The organism is Streptosporangium heterodermiicola (genome assembly GCF_051390675.1).
In the GTDB taxonomy this organism is placed as follows: domain Bacteria; phylum Actinomycetota; class Actinomycetes; order Streptosporangiales; family Streptosporangiaceae; genus Streptosporangium.
Window position 1 is genome coordinate 232,101 of sequence record NZ_JBPJSR010000006.1, and the last position, 17,740, is coordinate 249,840.

Genomic DNA, 17,740 nt, shown 5'->3' on the forward strand with positions numbered 1-17,740 from the left:
GACTTCCCCTCTCACCGGCCGACCCTCGCTCGTCATGCAGTTTTCCCCTCTCGCGCCTCGGCGATCGCCTCGGCGAGCATGGTGCCCACGTCGCCGAGGGCGTGCCTGCCGTCGGCGACCACGTGGCGCCCGCCGGACACCACGGAGTGCACGTCGGCGGCCGTGGCGGCGAAGACCACGGTCTCGGCCAGGTGCGCGGGCGCGGCTCCGGCCGTACGGACCGAGTCGAGGCGCACCGACACCAGGTCCGCCCACGCGCCGGGGACGAGCATGCCCGCGCCGGCGAAGCCGAGCGAGTCGTGCCCCGCGGCCGTGGCGGCGTTCAGGAGCTCGGCGGCCGACCAGTGGCCGCGCCGCTCGGTGGCGAGCCGCTCGTCCAGCTCGACCGCGCGGGCCTCCTCGAACAGGTCGACGACCGCGTGGCTGTCCGAGCCGAGCGTGATGGGCGCGCCCGCCTCGAACAGCCTCCTGGCCGGCCCGATGCCGTCGGCGAGGTCGCGTTCGGTCGTCGGGCACATGCACACGCGCGTGCCGGAGCTCCCGAGCAGCGCGACGTCCACGTCCGACAGGTGCGTGGCGTGTACGGCGGTCGAGCGGGGGCCGAGCGCGCCGTGCGCCTCCAGCAGCTGGACCGGGGTCGCGGCGTAGGCCTCCACGCAGGCGGCGTTCTCCGCGCGCTGCTCGGAGACGTGGGCGTGCAGCGGGACCCCGTGCCGGCGGGAGAACTCGGCGACCACCGGGATCTGCTCGGCCCTGACCGCGCGGACCGAGTGCACGGCCACGCCGATCTCCACGTCCCGCTCGCCCCGGTACCCGGCCGCGAGCGTCTCCGCCCGCCCGGCCCACCCGTCGACGTCCCGGTCGCCGAACCGCCGCTGCACGCCGCTCAGCGGGGTGCCGACGCCGCCGGTCAGGTAGCAGGCGTCCAGCAGCGCGATGCGCAGCCCCGCCTCCCGCGCGGCCTGGACGAGCGCGTGTCCCATGGCGTTCGGGTCGTCGTACGGCCTGCCGTCCGGCCTGTGGTGCAGGTAGTGGAACTCTCCCACGCAGGTGATCCCGGCCAGCGCCATCTCGGCGAACGCGGCCCTGGCGAGCCTGAGGTAGGAGTCGGGGTCGAGGGTGCCCGCCACGCCGTACATCTGCTCGCGCCAGGTCCAGAAGCTGCCCTTCTCGCGTTGCGTCGCCCCGCGCAGGGCGCGGTGGAAGGCGTGGGAGTGCGCGTTGGCCAGCCCGGGGAGGGTGAGCCCGGCGAGCCGGACGGCTCCGCCGGGCGGGGTCGTCACGCCGGTGACGATCTCGGTGATCAGGGTGTCGTCGACCCTGACGAGCACCCCCGCGACGACCTCGCCCGGTGGCAGCCAGGCCAGCTCGCACCAGTAGCTCAGCTCCCGCACAGATCCTCCACAACGGCGGCGAGGGCGGTGACCCCGGCGTGGCAGTCGGCCCTGTCCGCGTGTTCCTCCGGAGAATGAGAGATGCCCGTCGGATTGCGGACGAACACCATCGCGCTGGGGACACCCGCGGACGCCAGGATTCCCGCGTCGTGCCCGGCGCCGGTCGGCAGGACGGGCGCGCTCCCACCCCCGGCCGCGCCCCCACCCCCGGCCGCGTTCCCGGCCGCGGCCGCGACCCGCTCCCGCAGGACCGCGTCGAAGTCGACGACCGGGGTCCACGACTCGACGGTCACCTCGGCGCCGGAGAAGTCGGTCAGCTCGTCGACCAGCGCCCTGACCGCGTCCTCGTCGCCGCCCCTGGCGTCCAGCCAGGCACTGACCAGGCCGGGAACGGCGTTGGCGTTGTTGGGCGACACGCGCGTCTTGCCGAAGGTGGCGACCACGCCGTTGCGTTCGGCGGCCTGGCGGGCGTGCAGGACGGTACGGGCGAAGGGCAGCATCGGGTCGTCGCGATCGGCCAGGCGGGTGGTGCCCGCGTGGTTGGCCTGGCCGTGGAAGTCGAACCGCCAGCGGCCGTGCGGCCAGATGGCCGAGGCGACGCCGACCCGGGCGTCCCGGTGGACCAGGTCCTGGCCCTGCTCGACGTGGAGCTCCACGAAGACGCCGATGTGCCGCAGCGTCTCCTCGTCCCGGCCCAGCGCGCCGGGGTCGCGCCCGGCCCCGCGCAGCACCTCGGCCAGCGAGTCGCCCTCGTCGTCCTTCAGGGCGAGCGCCCTGTCCGGGGCGAGGATCCCGGTCAGCAGGCGCGAGCCGACGCACGGGACGCCGAACCTGGCGCCCTCCTCGTCGGTGAAGCAGGCGATCCCCAGGGGGCGTGCGGGCCGGAAGTCCCTCGCCCGCAGCAGGTCGAGGGCGGCGAAGGCCGACACGACGCCGAGGGGGCCGTCGAAGGCGCCGCCCTGCCGCACCGAGTCGAGGTGGCTGCCGGTGACCACGCCGGGTCTGGCGGACGGGTCGCCCCACCAGGCCCACAGGTTGCCGTTGCGGTCCTCCCTCAGGTCGAGGCCGCGCCTGGCGGCCTCCTGCCCGAACCACCGCCGGAGTTCCAGATCCGCGGGCGACCACGCGTCGCGCAGGTAGCCGCGGGTCCGGCCGTCACGTCCGAGGTGCTCTATGGCACCCCACATCTCGTCGAACACCCTCCCATTATGTGAATGACTCCATTCATTGGCGAGCCCGCCGCACCATCGGTCCTCCCCGCGCCCTCGGCCCCGGCCGCCTTTCGTACCGCTCTCAGTTCGGGGGTCCGGCGGCGGGGCGTACGGTGATCTCGGTGATGTGGGCGTCGGGGGACGCGGTCAGGGCCGTCAGTACCAGCCGGGCCACCGAGTCGGGGTCGAGATACTTCTCCGGCTGGTAGGGGCCGCCCTCGCGGTCTCGCACCCCGCGCTGCATGTCGGTGGCGACCCGCCCCGGGTAGACCGTGGTGACCTGGAGCTCGGGCTCCTCCAGGCGGAGCCCGTCGGCGAAGGCGCGCAGCGCGTGCTTGCTGGCCGAGTAGGAGACCCAGTCGGGGTTGGCCCGCTGCCCCGCCCCGGAGTTGATCAGCACCACGTGGCCGCGCGCCGCGCGGAGCGCGGGCAGCAGCAGCCGGGTCAGCTCGGCCACCGCGATCACGTTGACCTCCATCGTGCGCCGCCACACCTCGGCCGGGGTCTCCTCGACCCGTCCTAGGGTCACCACGCCCGCGCTGTGCACCAGCACGTCGAGCCGGTCGATGCCGGCGACGTCGGCCTCCGTGACGGCGGTGAGCTCCACCGGCCAGGGCCGCGACACCGAGGCATCGGGCAGGGCGGAGACCGTCCCGGCCAGCGCCTCGGTGTCGCGCCCGCCGAGCAGCAGGTCGTGCGTGGGAGCCAGGGCCCGGGCGATCGCGGCGCCGACCCCTCTGGAGGCGCCGGTGACCAGCGCGTTGGGGCGTACGGACATGGCAGTCACCTTACTCCGGGCGGGAATCCCTCACTCGGGGCGGAACGTCTCCGGCCCGGGACGCTCCAGCGTCACCGTGAGAACGTCCTCACGCGGATAGCCGAAGTCGTTCGGCCGGATCCCGACCGCGCCGGCCGCCGCCTCCACGATCACACACCGGTACCACTCCCCGTCCTCCAGGAACCGCCAGGGCCGCATCAGCACCTCCAGCCCGGACCGGTGGACCACCTCCAGCGCCTCCTCCTCCGGGGAGGGCTCCCCCAGGGGGTAGCCGAACACGGTCAGGGGCTCCCAGCCCTCACCCGCCGGGCGGATGAAGCCCATGAGGGCACCGTCGCCGTCACGCCTGATCTCTCGCATGGTTGACATCATACTCAAATTTGAATACAAACTTGAGTATGTCTTCCACCCGGACCCTGCTGCTCGGCGTGCTGCTCGACGGCCCGCTGCACGGCTACGAGGTACGGCGCCGCCTCGAACTGTGGGGCGCCGACAGCTGGGCCAACGTGGCCTACGGCTCGATCTACCACGGCCTGGCCAAGATGGCGGAGGAGGGGCTGCTGGAGATCGTCGAGCAGGGCAGGGGCGGCAAGACGATCTACGGCATCACCGGGGCGGGACGCGCCGACTTCCAGCAGCAGCTGATGAACAGCTGGTGGTTCGTGAGGCCGATCGTCGACCCCTTCCAGGTCGCGCTCACCTTCATGGACCGTCTTCCCCCGGCCGACCTGGTCAACGCCATGGAGGCGAGGGCGGAGCAGCTGCGGGCGTCCATCTCGATGATGCGGCGCGCGCTGGGCGGCAAGCAGGGCTACGGAGCCCCCCGGCACATCGACGAGTGCCTCCAGCTCAACATCCGCCAGTTCCAGGCGCAGCTCGACTGGATCGAGGCGTCCGTCGCCGACGTCAGAGCCGGAGAGCTGCCCTGAGCCCCGCCCCCGGGCAGGCCGCTGACGGCCCCGGCCTCACCAGCCCATGGAAAAGCTCACCGGGACACCCGCCGGCCCCCGAAACCTCCGGAGGACCGCCGGGCCGGAAATCCGGTTGAGCCTTCGCCGCTCCTCGAACCTTTCCCCACCCCCACGACGGAGAGCCATGATCATCGAAGCGCACGACCTGCGCAAGACCTTCACCACCAGGCGCGGCAGGGACAGCCCCCGGAAGGTCGAGGCCGTCAAAGGCGTCGACCTGTCCGTCGCCGAGGGCGAGATCTTCGCCTTTCTCGGCCCGAACGGCGCGGGGAAGACCACCACGATCAGGATGCTCGCCACCCTCGTCGCCCCGACCTCCGGCACCGCCCGGGTGGCGGGCCACGACGTGGTCACCGAGGCGGCCAGGGTGCGGGAGAAGATCGGTTACGTCGGCCAGGGCGGCGGCGTGGACGAGAACTCCCCCGGCCGCGAGGGCCTCGTCCTCGCCGCCAGGATCGGCGGCATGTCCCGCGCGCGGGCGAGGGCCCGCAGCGAGGAGCTCCTGGCCGCGTTCGACCTGGCCGAGCTGGCCGACCGTCCCGTACGGACGCTGTCCGGCGGGCAGAAGCGCAGGTTCGCCCTCGCCGTCGGCCTGGTCAATTACCCGCCGCTGTTCTTCCTCGACGAGCCCACCACCGGCCTCGACCCGCAGAACCGCGCCAACCTGTGGGACGAGGTGCGCTCCCTGCGCGAGCGGGGCACCAGCGTGCTGCTGACCACCCACTACCTGGAGGAGGCCGACGCGCTCTGCGACCGGCTGGTCATCGTCGACCACGGCCGCGTCGTCGCGGAGGGCACCCCCGCCGAGCTCAAGAAGGAGGTCGCGGGCGACGTCGTCACCCTCCGCCTCGACCGGGCCGCCGAGGCGCGGGCGCTCCTCGACGCGGAGCCATACGTCAGGGAGGTCCGCGAGGAGGGGGACGTCCTGCGCGCCTACCTCGACGACGGGGAGCACAACCTGCCCGTCCTGCTCCGCGCCCTGGAGGCCGGGGGGCTGCCGATCCGGTCGATCTCCCTGGACCGGGCCACGCTCGACGACGTGTTCCTGCGCCACACCGGCCGTTCCCTGCGCGACACGAACTGAACGACAAGGATCCCCCGTGCTCCGACACACGACGCTGTTCCTGGGCTACGAGCTCAGGGCCACCCTGCGCAACCCCGTCTGGCCGCTGTTCGGGCTGATGCAGCCCGTCCTGTACCTGCTCCTCTTCGCGCCGCTGGTGGCCAACACCACCGCGGGCGGCACCATGGGCGACACGCTGCGGATGTTCACGCCCGGCGTGATGATGATGATCGCCCTGTTCGGCTCGCTCTTCGTGGGCTTCGGCATGATCAACGAGATCCGCAACGGCTACCTGGAACGGCTCGCGGTCAGCGCCGTCTGGCGGCCCGCGATCGTGCTGGGCCGCACCCTGCGCGACATGATCGTGCTGGTCGTCCAGGCCCTGCTGGTGATCGCGCTGGCCACGCTGATGGGCATGCGGGCCAGCCTGCCCGGGCTCGCGCTCATGCTGGTGCTGATGGCGGCCACCGGGCTGCTCGCCTCCGGCCTGTCGTACGGCATGGCGCTGGCGCTGCGCGACGAGAACGGGATGTCGCAGATCATGCAGTTCTTCGCGATGCCGCTGATCCTGCTCACCGGGATCATGCTGCCCATGTCACTGGCCCCCGACTGGATGCGGGCGATCGCGCGGTTCAACCCGCTCTACCACGCGGTCGAGGCCGGGCGGGCGCTGTTCGACGGCGACTTCTCCGACGGCTCGATCCCGCTGGCCTTCGGCCTCATCCTGACCCTGTCCGCGATCAGCCTGCGCTGGTCGGTCGGCTCGATGAAGCGGCTCGCCGGATAGGCCCGGCGAGCCTCGGGTGACCCGCCTCTATCCCGTGACGGCGTCTCTCACGGTGCCAGGCGGGACTCCCGCGCCGTCAGTCGGGCTGCTCGGTGAAGACCCCGGCCTGGTCGGTCATCCGCTCGTACTCCTCAAGCCGGGCCTGGGTGCGCAGCGGCGCCGCGTCGGCCATCGACTCCACCAGCACCATGGCGAGGGCGAGCGGCGCCGCGTGCGAGTCGAAGACCAGCCGCTCGCCGACGGGGGCGGCCAGCACCACGTCGGCCTCGAAGGGCACGTCCCGCCGGTCGGTGATCACCGCCGTACGCAGGCCGAGGTCGCGGGCGTCGCGCAGGGCCCGCACGGCCTCGGCCGGGTAGCGGGGCAGCAGCACCGCGACCAGCCAGCCCGCTCCCGCCCGGCGCGCGGCGTACAGGCCGTCGGCCAGCTCCGAGCCGCCGTGGGTCAGCAGGCGGACGTCGGGGTGGATGCGGCGCGCGAAGTAGGCGAACGTGGTGGCCAGCCCGCTCGACACCCGCAGGCCCAGCACCGGCAGGGGCTCGCATCCCGCCAGGCTGGCGCCCAGCTCCGAGAGGTCGGAGGGATCGCTCAGCGTGTCGCGCACGCTCCGCAGGTTGTCGATCTCCACGTCGATCGCGGTCTGCAGGTCGTTGGCCCGCGACGGCTTCCTGCCGCCCACCACGAGGGGGCGCAGCGCCTGCCTGAGCTCGGGGTATCCCGCGAAACCGAGCACCACCGCGAACCGCGTCACCGACGGCTGGCTCACCCCGGCCCGGTCTGCCAGCTCCACGCTGGACAGGAAGACGGCCTCGGAGAGGTGGTCGCCCAGATAGCGCGCGATCCGCCTCTGCACGGGCGACAGCCGCCGCCCCTCCAGAAGCCGGTCGAGTCCGTCGCCCACGCCCCCTCCAACCGCTCGAAGACCCACGAGCATTCCCCTCCCCCGTCCCGCCCCGTTGTCGTTCCTACACCCGTAGGGGAGGGAGCGAGCACCCGGAGGGGAGGGAGCGAGCGGCGCCCGGCGTATTCGCTCTCCGGAACCGGGACACGGCACGCGAATCGGCACCCGCCGTCCGGGCCGGTGGAAAGCCGGGTGTCCTCCGTCGGGACGCGCGCCGCCCGGGACTCGCACGTCGCCGGTCGAGACCCACGCGGCCCGGGACTCACGTGTCCCCGGTCACCGGCGGGGCGGTCAGGACTCGCATCTCCTCGGTTAACGGTGGGCCGGTCAGGACTTCGCGAGCCCCGGTCGCGGCGCGAGTCCCGACGGGACGCGCGAGCCGCAGGCACGGCACACGTCCCCTCGGGACTCGCGAGCCCCGGGCGCGGCTCGCGGCCCGTCAGGACTCGCGCATCGGGATGCGCACGCCTCGTTCCTCGGCCACGGTGACGGCCTCTTCGTACCCGGCGTCGACGTGGCGGATGACGCCCGTGCCCGGGTCGTTGGTGAGGACCCGGTTGAGCTTCTCGGCACCGAGCGCGGTGCCGTCGGCAACGGTGACCTGACCGGCGTGGATGGAACGGCCGATGCCGACGCCGCCGCCGTGGTGGATGGAGACCCACGCGGCGCCGGAGGCGACGTTGAGCATCGCGTTCAGCAGCGGCCAGTCGGCGATCGCGTCGGAGCCGTCGGCCATGCCCTCGGTCTCCCGGTACGGGCTCGCGACGCTGCCGCAGTCGAGGTGGTCACGGCCGATCACCAGCGGGGCCTCGATCTCCCCCGAGGCCACCATGTCGTTGAACCGCTCCCCGGCCAGGTGGCGCTCGCCGTACCCGAGCCAGCAGATGCGGGCGGGCAGTCCCTGGAAGTGGACCTTCTCCCCGGCCAGCCGGATCCACCGGGCGAGCGGCTCGTTGTCGGGGAACAGCTCCAGGATCGCGCGGTCGGTCTTGGCGATGTCGGAGGCGGCGCCGGAGAGCGCGGCCCAGCGGAACGGCCCCTTGCCCTCGGAGAACAGCGGCCGGATGTAGGCGGGCACGAAGCCGGGGAAGTCGAACGCGCGGGTGTAGCCCGCGAGCCGCGCCTCGCCCCGGATCGAGTTGCCGTAGTCGAAGACCTCGGCCCCGGCGTCCTGGAAGCCGACCATCGCCTCCACGTGGGCGGCCATCGCCTCGCGGGCCCTGCGGGTGAAGCCCGCCGGGTCCTTCTCCCGCTCGTCGGCCATGTCCTCGAAGGCCACGCCGATCGGCAGGTACATCAGCGGGTCGTGGGCGGACGTCTGGTCGGTGACGACGTCGATCTCGGCGCCCCTGCGCAGCAGCTCCGGCACGACCTCGGCCGCGTTGCCCTCGACCCCGATGCTCAGCGGCCCGCGCCGGTCACGGGCCTCGTACGCCAGGCGCAGCGCCTCGTCGAGGTCGGCGGCGCGGACGTCCAGGTAGCGGTGCTCGATACGCCGGTCGATCGACCTGGGGTCGCAGTCGACGCAGATCACCACGCCGCCGTTCATGGTCACGGCCAGCGGCTGGGCGCCGCCCATGCCGCCGAGCCCGGCGGTCAGCGTGATCGTCCCGGCGAGGCTCCCGCCGAACCTCTTGGCGGCCACGGCCCCGAAGGTCTCGTAGGTGCCCTGCAGGATGCCCTGGGTGCCGATGTAGATCCAGGAACCGGCCGTCATCTGCCCGTACATGGTCAGCCCGGCGGCCTCCAGGCGCCGGAACTCCTCCCAGTTGGCCCAGTCGGGCACCAGGTTGGAGTTGGCGATGAGCACCCGGGGGGCCCACTCGTGGGTGCGGAACACCCCGACGGGACGGCCCGACTGCACCAGCAGCGTCTCGTCGCCCTCCAGGGTGGTCAGGGTACGGGTGATCGCGTCGAAGGAGCGCCAGTCGCGGGCGGCCTTGCCCGAGCCGCCGTAGACGACGAGCTGTTCCGGATGCTCGGCGACCTCGGGATCGAGATTGTTCTGGATCATGCGGAGTGCCGCCTCCTGCGGCCACCCCTTGGCGGTGAGCGTGGTACCGCGCGGCGCGCGCACGATCCGGCTGCCGGACATGCCCGACCTCCCCCTCAGGAATGAATGAACGTATTCATATTTGGTCACCCGGAGGCTACAGGTCAACCCGGAAAAGGGGGTGTCGCGGGCAGCGCGCCCGCGACACCCCCGGTGGTAGCCGTAACGATCGTCACGCCCCGATCCTCGTCCCGCACGGACGGGACCGGGTGATCGAATGCGGCGAGCGCCCGATCGGCGCCCCGATGCGAAGGAGAGGCTTCGCACAGGCGGGGATGCCCGATTCACCGGACGGCGAATCAGCCCCTCGGCCCGGTGTCCGATTTATTCCTTTATGGACGATATGAATTTACACAACCGAGCCAGTGACCGCAGGTTCGGCTGGGCAACGGGGACGGGCGCGCGGCTCCGGCGGGCGGCCGGAGCCGTCCCTCGGCTCCGGGCAGGCGACGGGCAACGGCTACCGGGCAGCGGGAACCGGGTGACGGCTCTGGGACAAGCGGCAAAAGGCTCTAGGTGGGCAGGAGGAACTGGGTGGTGGCCAGCTCGCGGTAGAGGGCGTCGTCGGCGAGCAGCTCGTCGTGGGTGCCCACCGCCCGCACCCGGCCCGCCTCCATCACCACGATCCGGTCGGCCCCCGCCACGGTGGAGAGGCGGTGGGCGATCACCAGCACGGTCGTCTCCGCCGCCACCTCCGCGATCACCTCGCGGAGCCGCAGCTCGTTGACCGCGTCGAGCTGGGAGGTGGCCTCGTCGAGCAGCAGGAGCCGGGGGCTGCGCAGCAGGGCGCGGGCGATGGCGACCCGCTGCCGCTCGCCACCGGAGAGCATGATCCCCCGATGGCCGACCCTGGTCTCCAGCCCCTCGGGGAGCCGGGAGACCAGGTCCTCCAGGCGGGTGCGGGCGAGCACCCGCCAGATGTCGGCCTCGTCCACGCCCGGCGCGGCGAAGACGAGGTTCTCCCTGAGCGTGCCGTCCAGCACCGGCGCGTCCTGCTCGACGTAGCCGAGGCAGGCGCGCAGCTCGGCGAGCGGCCAGTCCGCGAGGTCGCGGCCGTCGATCGCGATCCTCCCCGCCTGCTGCTCGTAGAACCGCTCCAGCAGGGCGAAGATCGTGGACTTGCCCGCCCCCGAGGGCCCCACCAGGGCGGTCAGCCCGCCCGCGAGCACCTCGAAGGAGACGCCGTCGTGGACGACCGGCCTGTCGTCGCCGTACCGGAAGGCGACGTCCTCGAAGACGACCCCGGCCGGGGCCCTGCCGACCTCGTACACCGTGCCGTCCGCCTCCTCGGCGGGCAGCTCCTCGATCTCGCGGATCCGCTTCACCGCGGCCAGGCCGTTCTGCACCTGGGTGAAGCCGTTGACCAGCTGGCCGATGGGTGCCACCAGGTAGAACAGGTACAGCAGGAAGGCGATCAGCGAGGAGACCTCCAGCGAGCCCGAGGAGACCCGCGCGCCGCCCACGCCGAGCACGGCCACGAAGGCCAGCTGCGCGGACACCCACGCCGAGACACCGGCGATCGAGGTCAGCCACGCGACGGCGATCCCGCGGTCGCGCGCCTCGCGGGCCGCCTCGCCCACCGCGGCGATCTCCCGTTCCTCGGCCCCGCTGGCCTTGACCGTGCGGAACGCCTGGAGCACCCGGTCGAGGACCGCGCCCATCTCGCCGACCGCGACCTGCGCCTGCATCGAGGCCTGCCGGATGCGGGGCATGATCAGGCTGACGAACCCGCCGACCACGACCAGCACCCCCAGCGTGATGAGCAGCAGCAGCCCGTCGATGACCGCCATCATCACCACGGCGCCCACGAGCATGAACAGCGAGCTGACCGTCTCGACCACGCCGTTGGTGAACACCGCCCGCAGCAGCGTGGTGTCGGAGGTCACCCGGGACATCAGGTCGCCCGGCTTGAGCCGGTCGACCTCGGACACCCGCAGCCGCAGCATCCGGTCGACGAGCGTACGGCGGGCGGAGAAGACGATGCCCTCGCCCATCCGCTCCAGCACGTAACTGCCCAGCGCGCCGATGGCCGCGCCCAGGAGCACGGCGGCGGTCAGGCCGAGCACCGGGCCGAGCAGGGAGCGCTGCTCGCCGAAGGCGTCGATGACCGTCTTGGCCAGCAGCGGCATCGCCAGCCCGGCCAGCGAGCCGACGAGGCTGAGCACCCCGCCCAGCAGCAGCGCCCTGCGGTGCGGCCTGATGTACGCGACCAGCAACCGCCAGGACGCGGTCCCGGGCGCCGCGTCCCCCGCCCCCGTCTTCGGCCCTGTCTTCCCCGGTCCCGGCTTCTCTGATCCCGTGTCTCCCGGCACCGTGTCGTCCGGGCTCCCCGGCACCGTGTCGTCCGGCAATGTGCCCCCCGGCAATGTGTCCCCTTCCGAAGCGACGCGATCGGCCTCCGGCCGCCTTTTCTGTCTACCGCGCATGAGCCCACCCCGAGCGTCTCGCCCTGTTTTGTAATGAAAGTCGATGCCGTCAACATAAGTTGACACCATCGACGTTGTCAATACAGGTTGACGCCAAGGCGACGTCTCCTCCGATTCGGCCGGGGCCGTGCGGGATGCCGGGGATCCGGCGAAGAGATCAGCACCAAGAAGGCGTTACCGCCTATTTCGCCTGATGAATCAATAAATGAGGCGGCGAAAACTCATCTCCTCCAGGACCAATCCGGGGAGGCCGCGGCGGCGAATGGGCGCCGAGGAATCCGGCCGGATCCTTCCTTCCCCGTACCCACGGCCGGTCACACCGTGACCGGCGGCCGAAAGGACCAACTGACATGGAGCTCCGGATCAACCGGCGCGCCCTGGTCGGCATGGGCGTCATAGGGGCGTTGACCGTTTCCTCGTTCACCCTGCTCAGGGCCGAGACCGGCACCGCCTCCTCGCACCGCGAGGCGCCGATGATCGCGGGTGACCCCCGCAACGACAACACCGACGTGTACGCGTTCGTCAGCCCCGACAAGCCCGACACCGTCACGCTGCTCGCCAACTTCATCCCGTTCGAGGAGCCGAACGGCGGCCCGAACTTCTACCAGTTCGACACCAACTCCCGCTACAACATCAAGATCGACAGCAACGGCGACGCCAGGCCCGACGTCGTCTACCAGTGGACGTTCCGCAACGAGGACCGGCGCGGCAACGGCACCTTCCTGTACAACAACGGCCCCATCACCTCGCTGAACGACAAGAACCTGCTGTTCAGGCAGCGCTACAAGCTCACCAGGAGCACCGCGCACGGCACCAAGACCCTCGTCGCGAACGGTGTGGTGGCGCCGAGCAACACCGGCCCCGCCTCCGTCCCCGACTACGGCAGGCTGCGCGCCCAGGCCGTCAAGAGGCTGCCCGGCGGGGGCAGCGTCTTCGCCGGTCAGTCGGACGAGGCGTTCTTCGCCGACCTGCGGGTCTTCGACCTGCTGTACGGCGGCGACCTGTCCGAGGTCGGCCAGGACACGCTCAAGGGCTACAACGTGCACAGCCTCGCCCTCCAGCTGCCCAAGGACGAGATCGCGCTGCGCGGCGACCCGAAGCGCAACCCCGTCGTCGGCGTCTGGTCCACCGTCGACAAGTGGAGCCCGAAGGGCTACGTCCAGGTCTCCCGCCTGGGCCAGCCGCTGGTCAACGAGGTCGTGGTCCCGGCCGGGCTGAAGGACGCCTTCAACGCCCTGCCGCCGGACCAGGACGCCGGGGTCCCCGCCGTCGTCAAGCGCGTCACCGAGCCTGAGGTGCCCAAGCTCCTGGAGGCCATCTACGGCCTCAAGGCGCCGAAGACGCCGCGCAACGACCTGGTCGAGATCTTCCTCACCGGCATCGCCAAGGAGAACGGCCCGATCAAGGCCGACCTCAACTCGCAGAGCCTCAACAAGGACGCCGGGAAGCTGCGCCCGTCGGAGATGCTGCGGCTGAACATGGCGATCCCGCCCGCCGCGACCCCGAACAGGCTCGGCGTGCTCGCCGGAGACCTGCAGGGCTTCCCGAACGGCCGCCGCCTCGGCGACGACGTGATCGACATCGCCCTGCAGGCGATGGCGGGCGCCGCGCAGACCGGCAAGCTCGTCGACGCGCTGGCCACGGGCGACAAGGTCGACGCCAACGACAAGTCGTTCGGCACGGTGTTCCCGTACATCCCGCTGCCGGGCAACACGTCGGTGAACGCGAGCTGACCGCGAGGGCGCGGCGCCCGGCTCTCCCCGGGCGCCGCGCCCCCCCGGGCCCCCGCGTGCTCCCGCGCCGACCAGAGGGACGATGACCATGAAGACTTCCGCGAAAGCCCGTACCGCCGCGGCCGTGCTGGGCCTGGCCGCGGCGCTGACCCTCGGGGCGGCGCTGATCCCCGGCGACCGGCCCGTACCCGCCACCGCCACCGCCGCCCCGGCCCGGGTGGAGCTCGCCGGGACGCCCGCCTCCGCCGTCTCCCTCGACGGCGCGATCAGGGCGCTGACCGACCGGCTCCGGCGGCTGCCCGCCGACCACCTCGCCTGGGCGCGGCTCGGCGCGGCCTACGTCCAGCAGGCGCGCGTCACCGCCGACCCTTCCTCCTACCCGCGCGCCGAGGAGGCGCTGGCCAGGGCCTCCGCGCTGAGCCCGGGCGACCCGGAGGTGCTCGCCGGCCTGGCCGCGCTCGCCGCCGGGCGCCACGAGTTCGCCGAGGCCGTACGGCTGGCCCGCTCCTCGGTCGCCGCCAACCCCTACGGCCTGGACGCCCACGCGGTGCTGGCCGACGCCTACACCCAGCTCGGCCGGTACGGGGAGGCCGGGCGGGCCGTCGACAGGATGATGGAGCTCCGCCCCGGTGTCGCGGCCTTCACCCGGGCCTCCTACGACGCCGAGCTCAGGGGCGACCGCGCGACGGCCCGCCGGATGCTGGAACACGCGCTCTCCGACGCCTTCTCCCCCGCCGACGTCGCCTACTGCCGCCACTACCTGGGCGAGCTGGCCCTGCACTCCGGTGACCCGCGCGGCGCCGCCGAGCAGTACCGGCTCGCGCTGGAGGCCGACCCCGGCTTCCTCCCCGCCCTCGCGGGCGCCGCCAGGGCCGCCGCGCTCGACGGGCGCACCGCCGAGGCGATCGACCGCTACGCCACCGTGGTCGCGCGGCTGCCCCTCGCCCAGTACGTGGTCGAGTACGCCGAGGTGCTCGCCGCCACGGGCGGGGACCCCTCCGAGCAGTGGACCCTGCTGCGGGCGCAACGGGACCTGATGCGGGCGGCCGGGGTACGGGACGACCTGACCTGGGCCGAGTACGAGGCCGACCACGGCTCCCCGGCGCTGGCCGTCACGCACGCGCGGGCCGAGTACGCCCGCAACCCGAACGTGGTCGCCGCCGACGCCCTGGCCTGGGCCCTGCACCGCGACGGCCGCGACCGCGAGGCCCTGCCGTACGCGAGGAAGGCCACCGCCACCAGCTGGCGCAACGCCCTGCTCCTGCACCACCGCGCGGAGATCGAACGCGCCCTGGGCATGACCGCGGAGGCGAGGCGTTCCACCGCCCGCGCCCGCGCGGCCAACCCCTCCTTCTCTCCCAGCCTGCCCGCCCTCGCGAGGTTGTCATGAAGCTCACAGCGGTCCAGAGACCGACGACGGCGCGCGAATCCGCGAAGGCGCCGAGGCCGGTGAGGCCGGTGAGGCCGGCGAAGTCGTCGGGGCTCGCGTCGGTGGTGTCGCGTGTGGTGCTCGGCGCGGCCCTCCCGGTCGCGGCCGTGGCCGCGGTGTGCGCGCTCACCGTCCTCGCGCCCCCGGCCTCCGCCACCACCGCGTCCGGCTCCGCCGCAACCGGCACCGCCACCGCGGCCCGTCTGTCGGCCGCGACCGGTGCGCGGGTCGCGCATCCGCTGGGCAACTTCACCGTCAACCACTACAACGGCCTGCGGATCGGCCGGGAACTGGTGGAGAACCTGGCGGTGGTGGACAGCGCCGAGCTGCCCACCCTCCAGGCTCGCCCCTCGGTGGACACCGACCGCTCGGGCACGGTCTCGGACTCAGAACGGTCGGCGTACGGCACCGCCCGCTGCGCCGAGCTCGCCTCCGCGCAGCGGCTGGCGGTGAACGGGACCGCGACACCCTGGCGCGTCGCCGAGAGCGCCTTCACCTACGAGCCCGGCCAGGGCGGCCTGGAGACCACCCGCCTGACCTGCCGTCTCTCCGCCGTCGCCGCCCCCCTCCAGGGGACCGGGACGATCTCGTTCGGCGACGCGTACCTCGCCGACCGGATCGGCTGGCGGGAGATCACGGCCGTGGCGTCGGGAGGGGTACGGCTGGCGCGCTCGTCCGTGCCCGGCACGAGTGCCAGCCGGGAACTGCGGGCCTACCCGGACGGCCTGCTGTCCAGCCCGCTCGACCAGCGCGCCGCCGAGCTGGGCGTGGCCCCGGGGACCGGATCGGTGGCGGTCACGACGCTTCCGTTCGTCCCCGACGGGCCGATCGCCGACGCGCTGGCCGCGCTGGACCGTACGTTCGTCGGCCTGATCGGCACCCGCTCGCCGACCCTGCCGCTGGGACTGCTCGCCGTCCTGCTGGCCACGGTCCTGGGCGCCGGGCACGCGCTCATCCCCGGCCACGGCAAGACGGTCATGGCCGCCTACCTCGCGGGCAGGAGGGGCCGCCCCCGTGACGCGCTGGTCGTCGGCGCCACCGTGACCGCCACCCACACCCTGGGCGTCATCGTGGTCGGCCTCCTGCTGAGCGCCTTCTCCGCGCTCACCGGGGAGGGGGTCCTCGCCTGGCTCGGCCTCGCCAGCGGCCTGCTGATCTCCGCCGTGGGCGTCCGCCTGCTGCTGTCCGCCTGGCGCGCCTACCGCACCGGCGAGGCCCCGTCCCACGGCCACTTCGGGCATGGACACGGGCATGGTCACGGGCACGGGCACTTCGGCCATGGCCACGGGCACGGGCACGACAGGCTCGCAGAGCTCGCGGAGGAGGGTCGTACCGTGGCGCTGCTGGAGCGGGAGGGGGCCGCTCCAGGCGAGGAGGCCGCACGGTCGCGGGACGACGGAACCGCCCGTCCCAAGGGCGGGAAGGCGGCGCCCTCGAAGGGCGGGCTCGTGGGCATGGGGGTGGCCGGAGGGCTCGTACCCAGCCCGTCGGCGCTCGTCGTCCTGCTCGGGGCGATCGCGCTCGGCCGCACCTGGTTCGGGATCGCGCTGGTCCTCGCCTACGGCGTGGGGATGGCGGGCACGCTCACCGCCACCGGGCTGCTCCTGGTCAAACTCACCGGGCGGCTCGACCGCCTCGCCACGGCGGGGGGCGGCCTCGCGGCCCGTGTCTCGGCCCGCGTCTCGGCCTTCGCCCCGGTCGGCACCGCCGCCCTCGTCGTCCTGCTCGGCCTGGGGCTGGCCCTGCGGGGCCTCACGGGCCCCCTCTAGGCGACCTCAGGGACAGCGTGCCACGCACTCGCCCGGCCGGGTGGCCGGGCACGGGCCCTTCTGAGTGACCTCAGGGATCCTGGGCGACCCGTCGGACCGCCACCGGTGTCCCGCCGATGCGGAGTCGGTCCCGGGGGGAGCCCATCGGCGGGACACCGGTGGCCGGTGCGGGAGTCACCGTCGGCGGGCGCCGTACTCCTTGCGCATCTCCGCGACGGTGTCCAGGATCTCGTCCTGGGTCTTCAGAAGCTTCGCCTCGGCCTCCTCGGTCCTGGCCTCGGCCACCTTCCGGCGGTCGCCCGTCCGGCTGGCCAGCTTCAGCTTCGCCTTGGCCTTCATTTCGCGCAGGTTGAGCTTCTCCATGAGACCCATGATCAGCACCCTTCAGCAGAGAGGACCGTCACCTGCCCGGCGGGCGGCCGGATATGCGTCCCAGAGGTTTTCCCGTCTCCCTCGTGCCCCCGGCCTCACCACCGGCCCGGCCCCGACGGCTTTCCGGATCCGGAGTGTCAGAGGGGAACCAACCCCAGCGGAGAAGCCCGCCTGAGCTTGGCGGCCGCGATCAACTTGGGCACGTGTGAGGCGTCGCCGGACGTCACCTTCGCCGGTCCGCTTCCGGTGGCGGCGGTCGCGACCACGAGGGCGTCGACCACGCGTTCGTGTCCGTCCAGGCCGGTGTCCTCAAGCAGCAGGGCAGCGAGGTCGGCGACCGTCTCGGAGGCGGGAATCACCGTCAGGCGCGACCGCTGCCAGGCCAGGCGCCTGCCCACCTGACCGGCGCGGCGCACCTCCGCCAGGGTCACGGTGCTGATCGCGGGAACGAACCCCTCCTGCCGGGCGACCGCGATGCGTGCCACGATCCTGGGGTCGTCCTCGGCGAGAAGGGAGAACGGCTGAGCGTCGAGAACGAGCAGCGGTGTGGGAAACGCGACCTCCGGTGGCGCGTTCCGTCCTCTCACTCTCCGTGCCACGCGCGCCTGGCTTCTTCCAGATCCGCCTCGGACAGCGGAGCGACCCTGGTCTCGTGGTCCTTCACGATCTCCTGGGCCTTCAAGAGCGCGAGCCCGTACTCGACCGACTGATCGACGAAGTGCGAGAAGCCCCGGGGGCCCGTTCTGGACTCCACCTCCTCGGCGACGGATCGACGCAGGGTGACCGACTTCTTGATCGTTGGATCTACGGGCTGAGGCATGGCCATACGCCAACTATGCCACCGGCAGTGGCA

Annotated in this window: 16 protein-coding genes; 6 read left to right on the forward strand and 10 right to left on the reverse strand. The window is 72.8% G+C overall.

Annotated elements, in window-relative coordinates; all coding sequences use genetic code 11:
- Positions 1–32: 32 nt before the first annotated feature.
- The 4 genes from ACSC1Q_RS15860 to ACSC1Q_RS15875 all read right to left on the reverse strand — a co-directional run bounded on the left by ACSC1Q_RS15860 (position 33) and on the right by ACSC1Q_RS15875 (position 3,743).
- Positions 33–1,394, reverse strand: coding sequence for a formimidoylglutamate deiminase (locus ACSC1Q_RS15860; protein ID WP_436759465.1), 1,362 nt, complete (start codon positions 1,392–1,394; stop codon positions 33–35).
- Positions 1,382–2,581, reverse strand: coding sequence for an allantoate amidohydrolase (locus tag ACSC1Q_RS15865; protein WP_436759611.1), 1,200 nt, complete (start codon positions 2,579–2,581; stop codon positions 1,382–1,384). The genes ACSC1Q_RS15860 and ACSC1Q_RS15865 overlap by 13 nt, the downstream gene beginning before the upstream one ends.
- 106 nt (positions 2,582–2,687) lie before the next feature.
- Positions 2,688–3,383, reverse strand: a complete 696-nt coding sequence (locus tag ACSC1Q_RS15870) for an SDR family oxidoreductase (RefSeq protein ID WP_436759466.1) — start codon at positions 3,381–3,383, stop codon at positions 2,688–2,690.
- 30 nt (positions 3,384–3,413) lie between these two features.
- Positions 3,414–3,743: a hypothetical protein gene (locus ACSC1Q_RS15875; RefSeq protein WP_436759467.1), complete on the reverse strand. Its 330-nt coding sequence runs from the start codon at positions 3,741–3,743 to the stop codon at positions 3,414–3,416.
- Positions 3,744–3,781: 38 nt separating this feature from the next.
- Between ACSC1Q_RS15875 and ACSC1Q_RS15880 the strand changes: the two genes are divergently transcribed.
- The 3 genes from ACSC1Q_RS15880 (at position 3,782) to ACSC1Q_RS15890 (ending at position 6,204) form a co-directional block, all read left to right on the forward strand.
- Positions 3,782–4,312, forward strand: coding sequence for a PadR family transcriptional regulator (locus ACSC1Q_RS15880; RefSeq protein ID WP_436759468.1), 531 nt, complete (start codon positions 3,782–3,784; stop codon positions 4,310–4,312).
- Positions 4,313–4,478: 166 nt separating this feature from the next.
- On the forward strand, positions 4,479–5,438 hold the full coding sequence (locus ACSC1Q_RS15885; protein ID WP_436759469.1) for an ATP-binding cassette domain-containing protein: 960 nt from the start codon (positions 4,479–4,481) through the stop codon (positions 5,436–5,438).
- Positions 5,439–5,454: 16 nt separating this feature from the next.
- Positions 5,455–6,204, forward strand: a complete 750-nt coding sequence (locus ACSC1Q_RS15890) for an ABC transporter permease (RefSeq protein ID WP_436759470.1) — start codon at positions 5,455–5,457, stop codon at positions 6,202–6,204.
- A 76-nt stretch (positions 6,205–6,280) separates the two neighbouring features.
- Here the strand turns inward: ACSC1Q_RS15890 and ACSC1Q_RS15895 are convergent, their stop codons facing one another.
- From ACSC1Q_RS15895 to ACSC1Q_RS15905, 3 genes are all read right to left on the reverse strand, one after another.
- On the reverse strand, positions 6,281–7,105 hold the full coding sequence (locus tag ACSC1Q_RS15895) for a MurR/RpiR family transcriptional regulator (protein ID WP_436759471.1): 825 nt from the start codon (positions 7,103–7,105) through the stop codon (positions 6,281–6,283).
- A 439-nt stretch (positions 7,106–7,544) separates the two neighbouring features.
- Complete coding sequence (gene hutU, locus ACSC1Q_RS15900) at positions 7,545–9,200, reverse strand: urocanate hydratase (RefSeq protein ID WP_436759472.1); 1,656 nt, start codon at positions 9,198–9,200, stop codon at positions 7,545–7,547.
- A gap of 470 nt (positions 9,201–9,670) precedes the next feature.
- Positions 9,671–11,509 carry an ABC transporter ATP-binding protein gene (locus ACSC1Q_RS15905; RefSeq protein WP_436759473.1) on the reverse strand — a complete coding sequence of 613 codons (1,839 nt, stop codon included), beginning with the start codon at positions 11,507–11,509 and terminating at the stop codon, positions 9,671–9,673.
- 425 nt (positions 11,510–11,934) lie between these two features.
- Here ACSC1Q_RS15905 and ACSC1Q_RS15910 point away from each other — a divergent pair, with 425 nt between their 5' ends.
- The 3 genes from ACSC1Q_RS15910 to ACSC1Q_RS15920 all read left to right on the forward strand — a co-directional run bounded on the left by ACSC1Q_RS15910 (position 11,935) and on the right by ACSC1Q_RS15920 (position 16,515).
- Positions 11,935–13,317, forward strand: coding sequence for a DUF4331 domain-containing protein (locus tag ACSC1Q_RS15910; protein WP_436759474.1), 1,383 nt, complete (start codon positions 11,935–11,937; stop codon positions 13,315–13,317).
- A gap of 88 nt (positions 13,318–13,405) precedes the next feature.
- Positions 13,406–14,707: a tetratricopeptide repeat protein gene (locus tag ACSC1Q_RS15915; RefSeq protein WP_436759475.1), complete on the forward strand. Its 1,302-nt coding sequence runs from the start codon at positions 13,406–13,408 to the stop codon at positions 14,705–14,707.
- Positions 14,708–14,766: 59 nt separating this feature from the next.
- Positions 14,767–16,515 carry a nickel/cobalt transporter gene (locus ACSC1Q_RS15920; protein ID WP_436759476.1) on the forward strand — a complete coding sequence of 583 codons (1,749 nt, stop codon included), beginning with the start codon at positions 14,767–14,769 and terminating at the stop codon, positions 16,513–16,515.
- 174 nt (positions 16,516–16,689) lie between these two features.
- Here the strand turns inward: ACSC1Q_RS15920 and ACSC1Q_RS15925 are convergent, their stop codons facing one another.
- From ACSC1Q_RS15925 to ACSC1Q_RS15935, 3 genes are all read right to left on the reverse strand, one after another.
- Positions 16,690–16,878: a hypothetical protein gene (locus ACSC1Q_RS15925; RefSeq protein ID WP_350973641.1), complete on the reverse strand. Its 189-nt coding sequence runs from the start codon at positions 16,876–16,878 to the stop codon at positions 16,690–16,692.
- Positions 16,879–17,024: 146 nt separating this feature from the next.
- Complete coding sequence (locus ACSC1Q_RS15930; RefSeq protein WP_436759477.1) at positions 17,025–17,474, reverse strand: hypothetical protein; 450 nt, start codon at positions 17,472–17,474, stop codon at positions 17,025–17,027.
- Positions 17,471–17,713, reverse strand: a complete 243-nt coding sequence (locus ACSC1Q_RS15935) for a hypothetical protein (RefSeq protein WP_436759478.1) — start codon at positions 17,711–17,713, stop codon at positions 17,471–17,473. The genes ACSC1Q_RS15930 and ACSC1Q_RS15935 overlap by 4 nt, the downstream gene beginning before the upstream one ends.
- Positions 17,714–17,740: the final 27 nt, after the last annotated feature.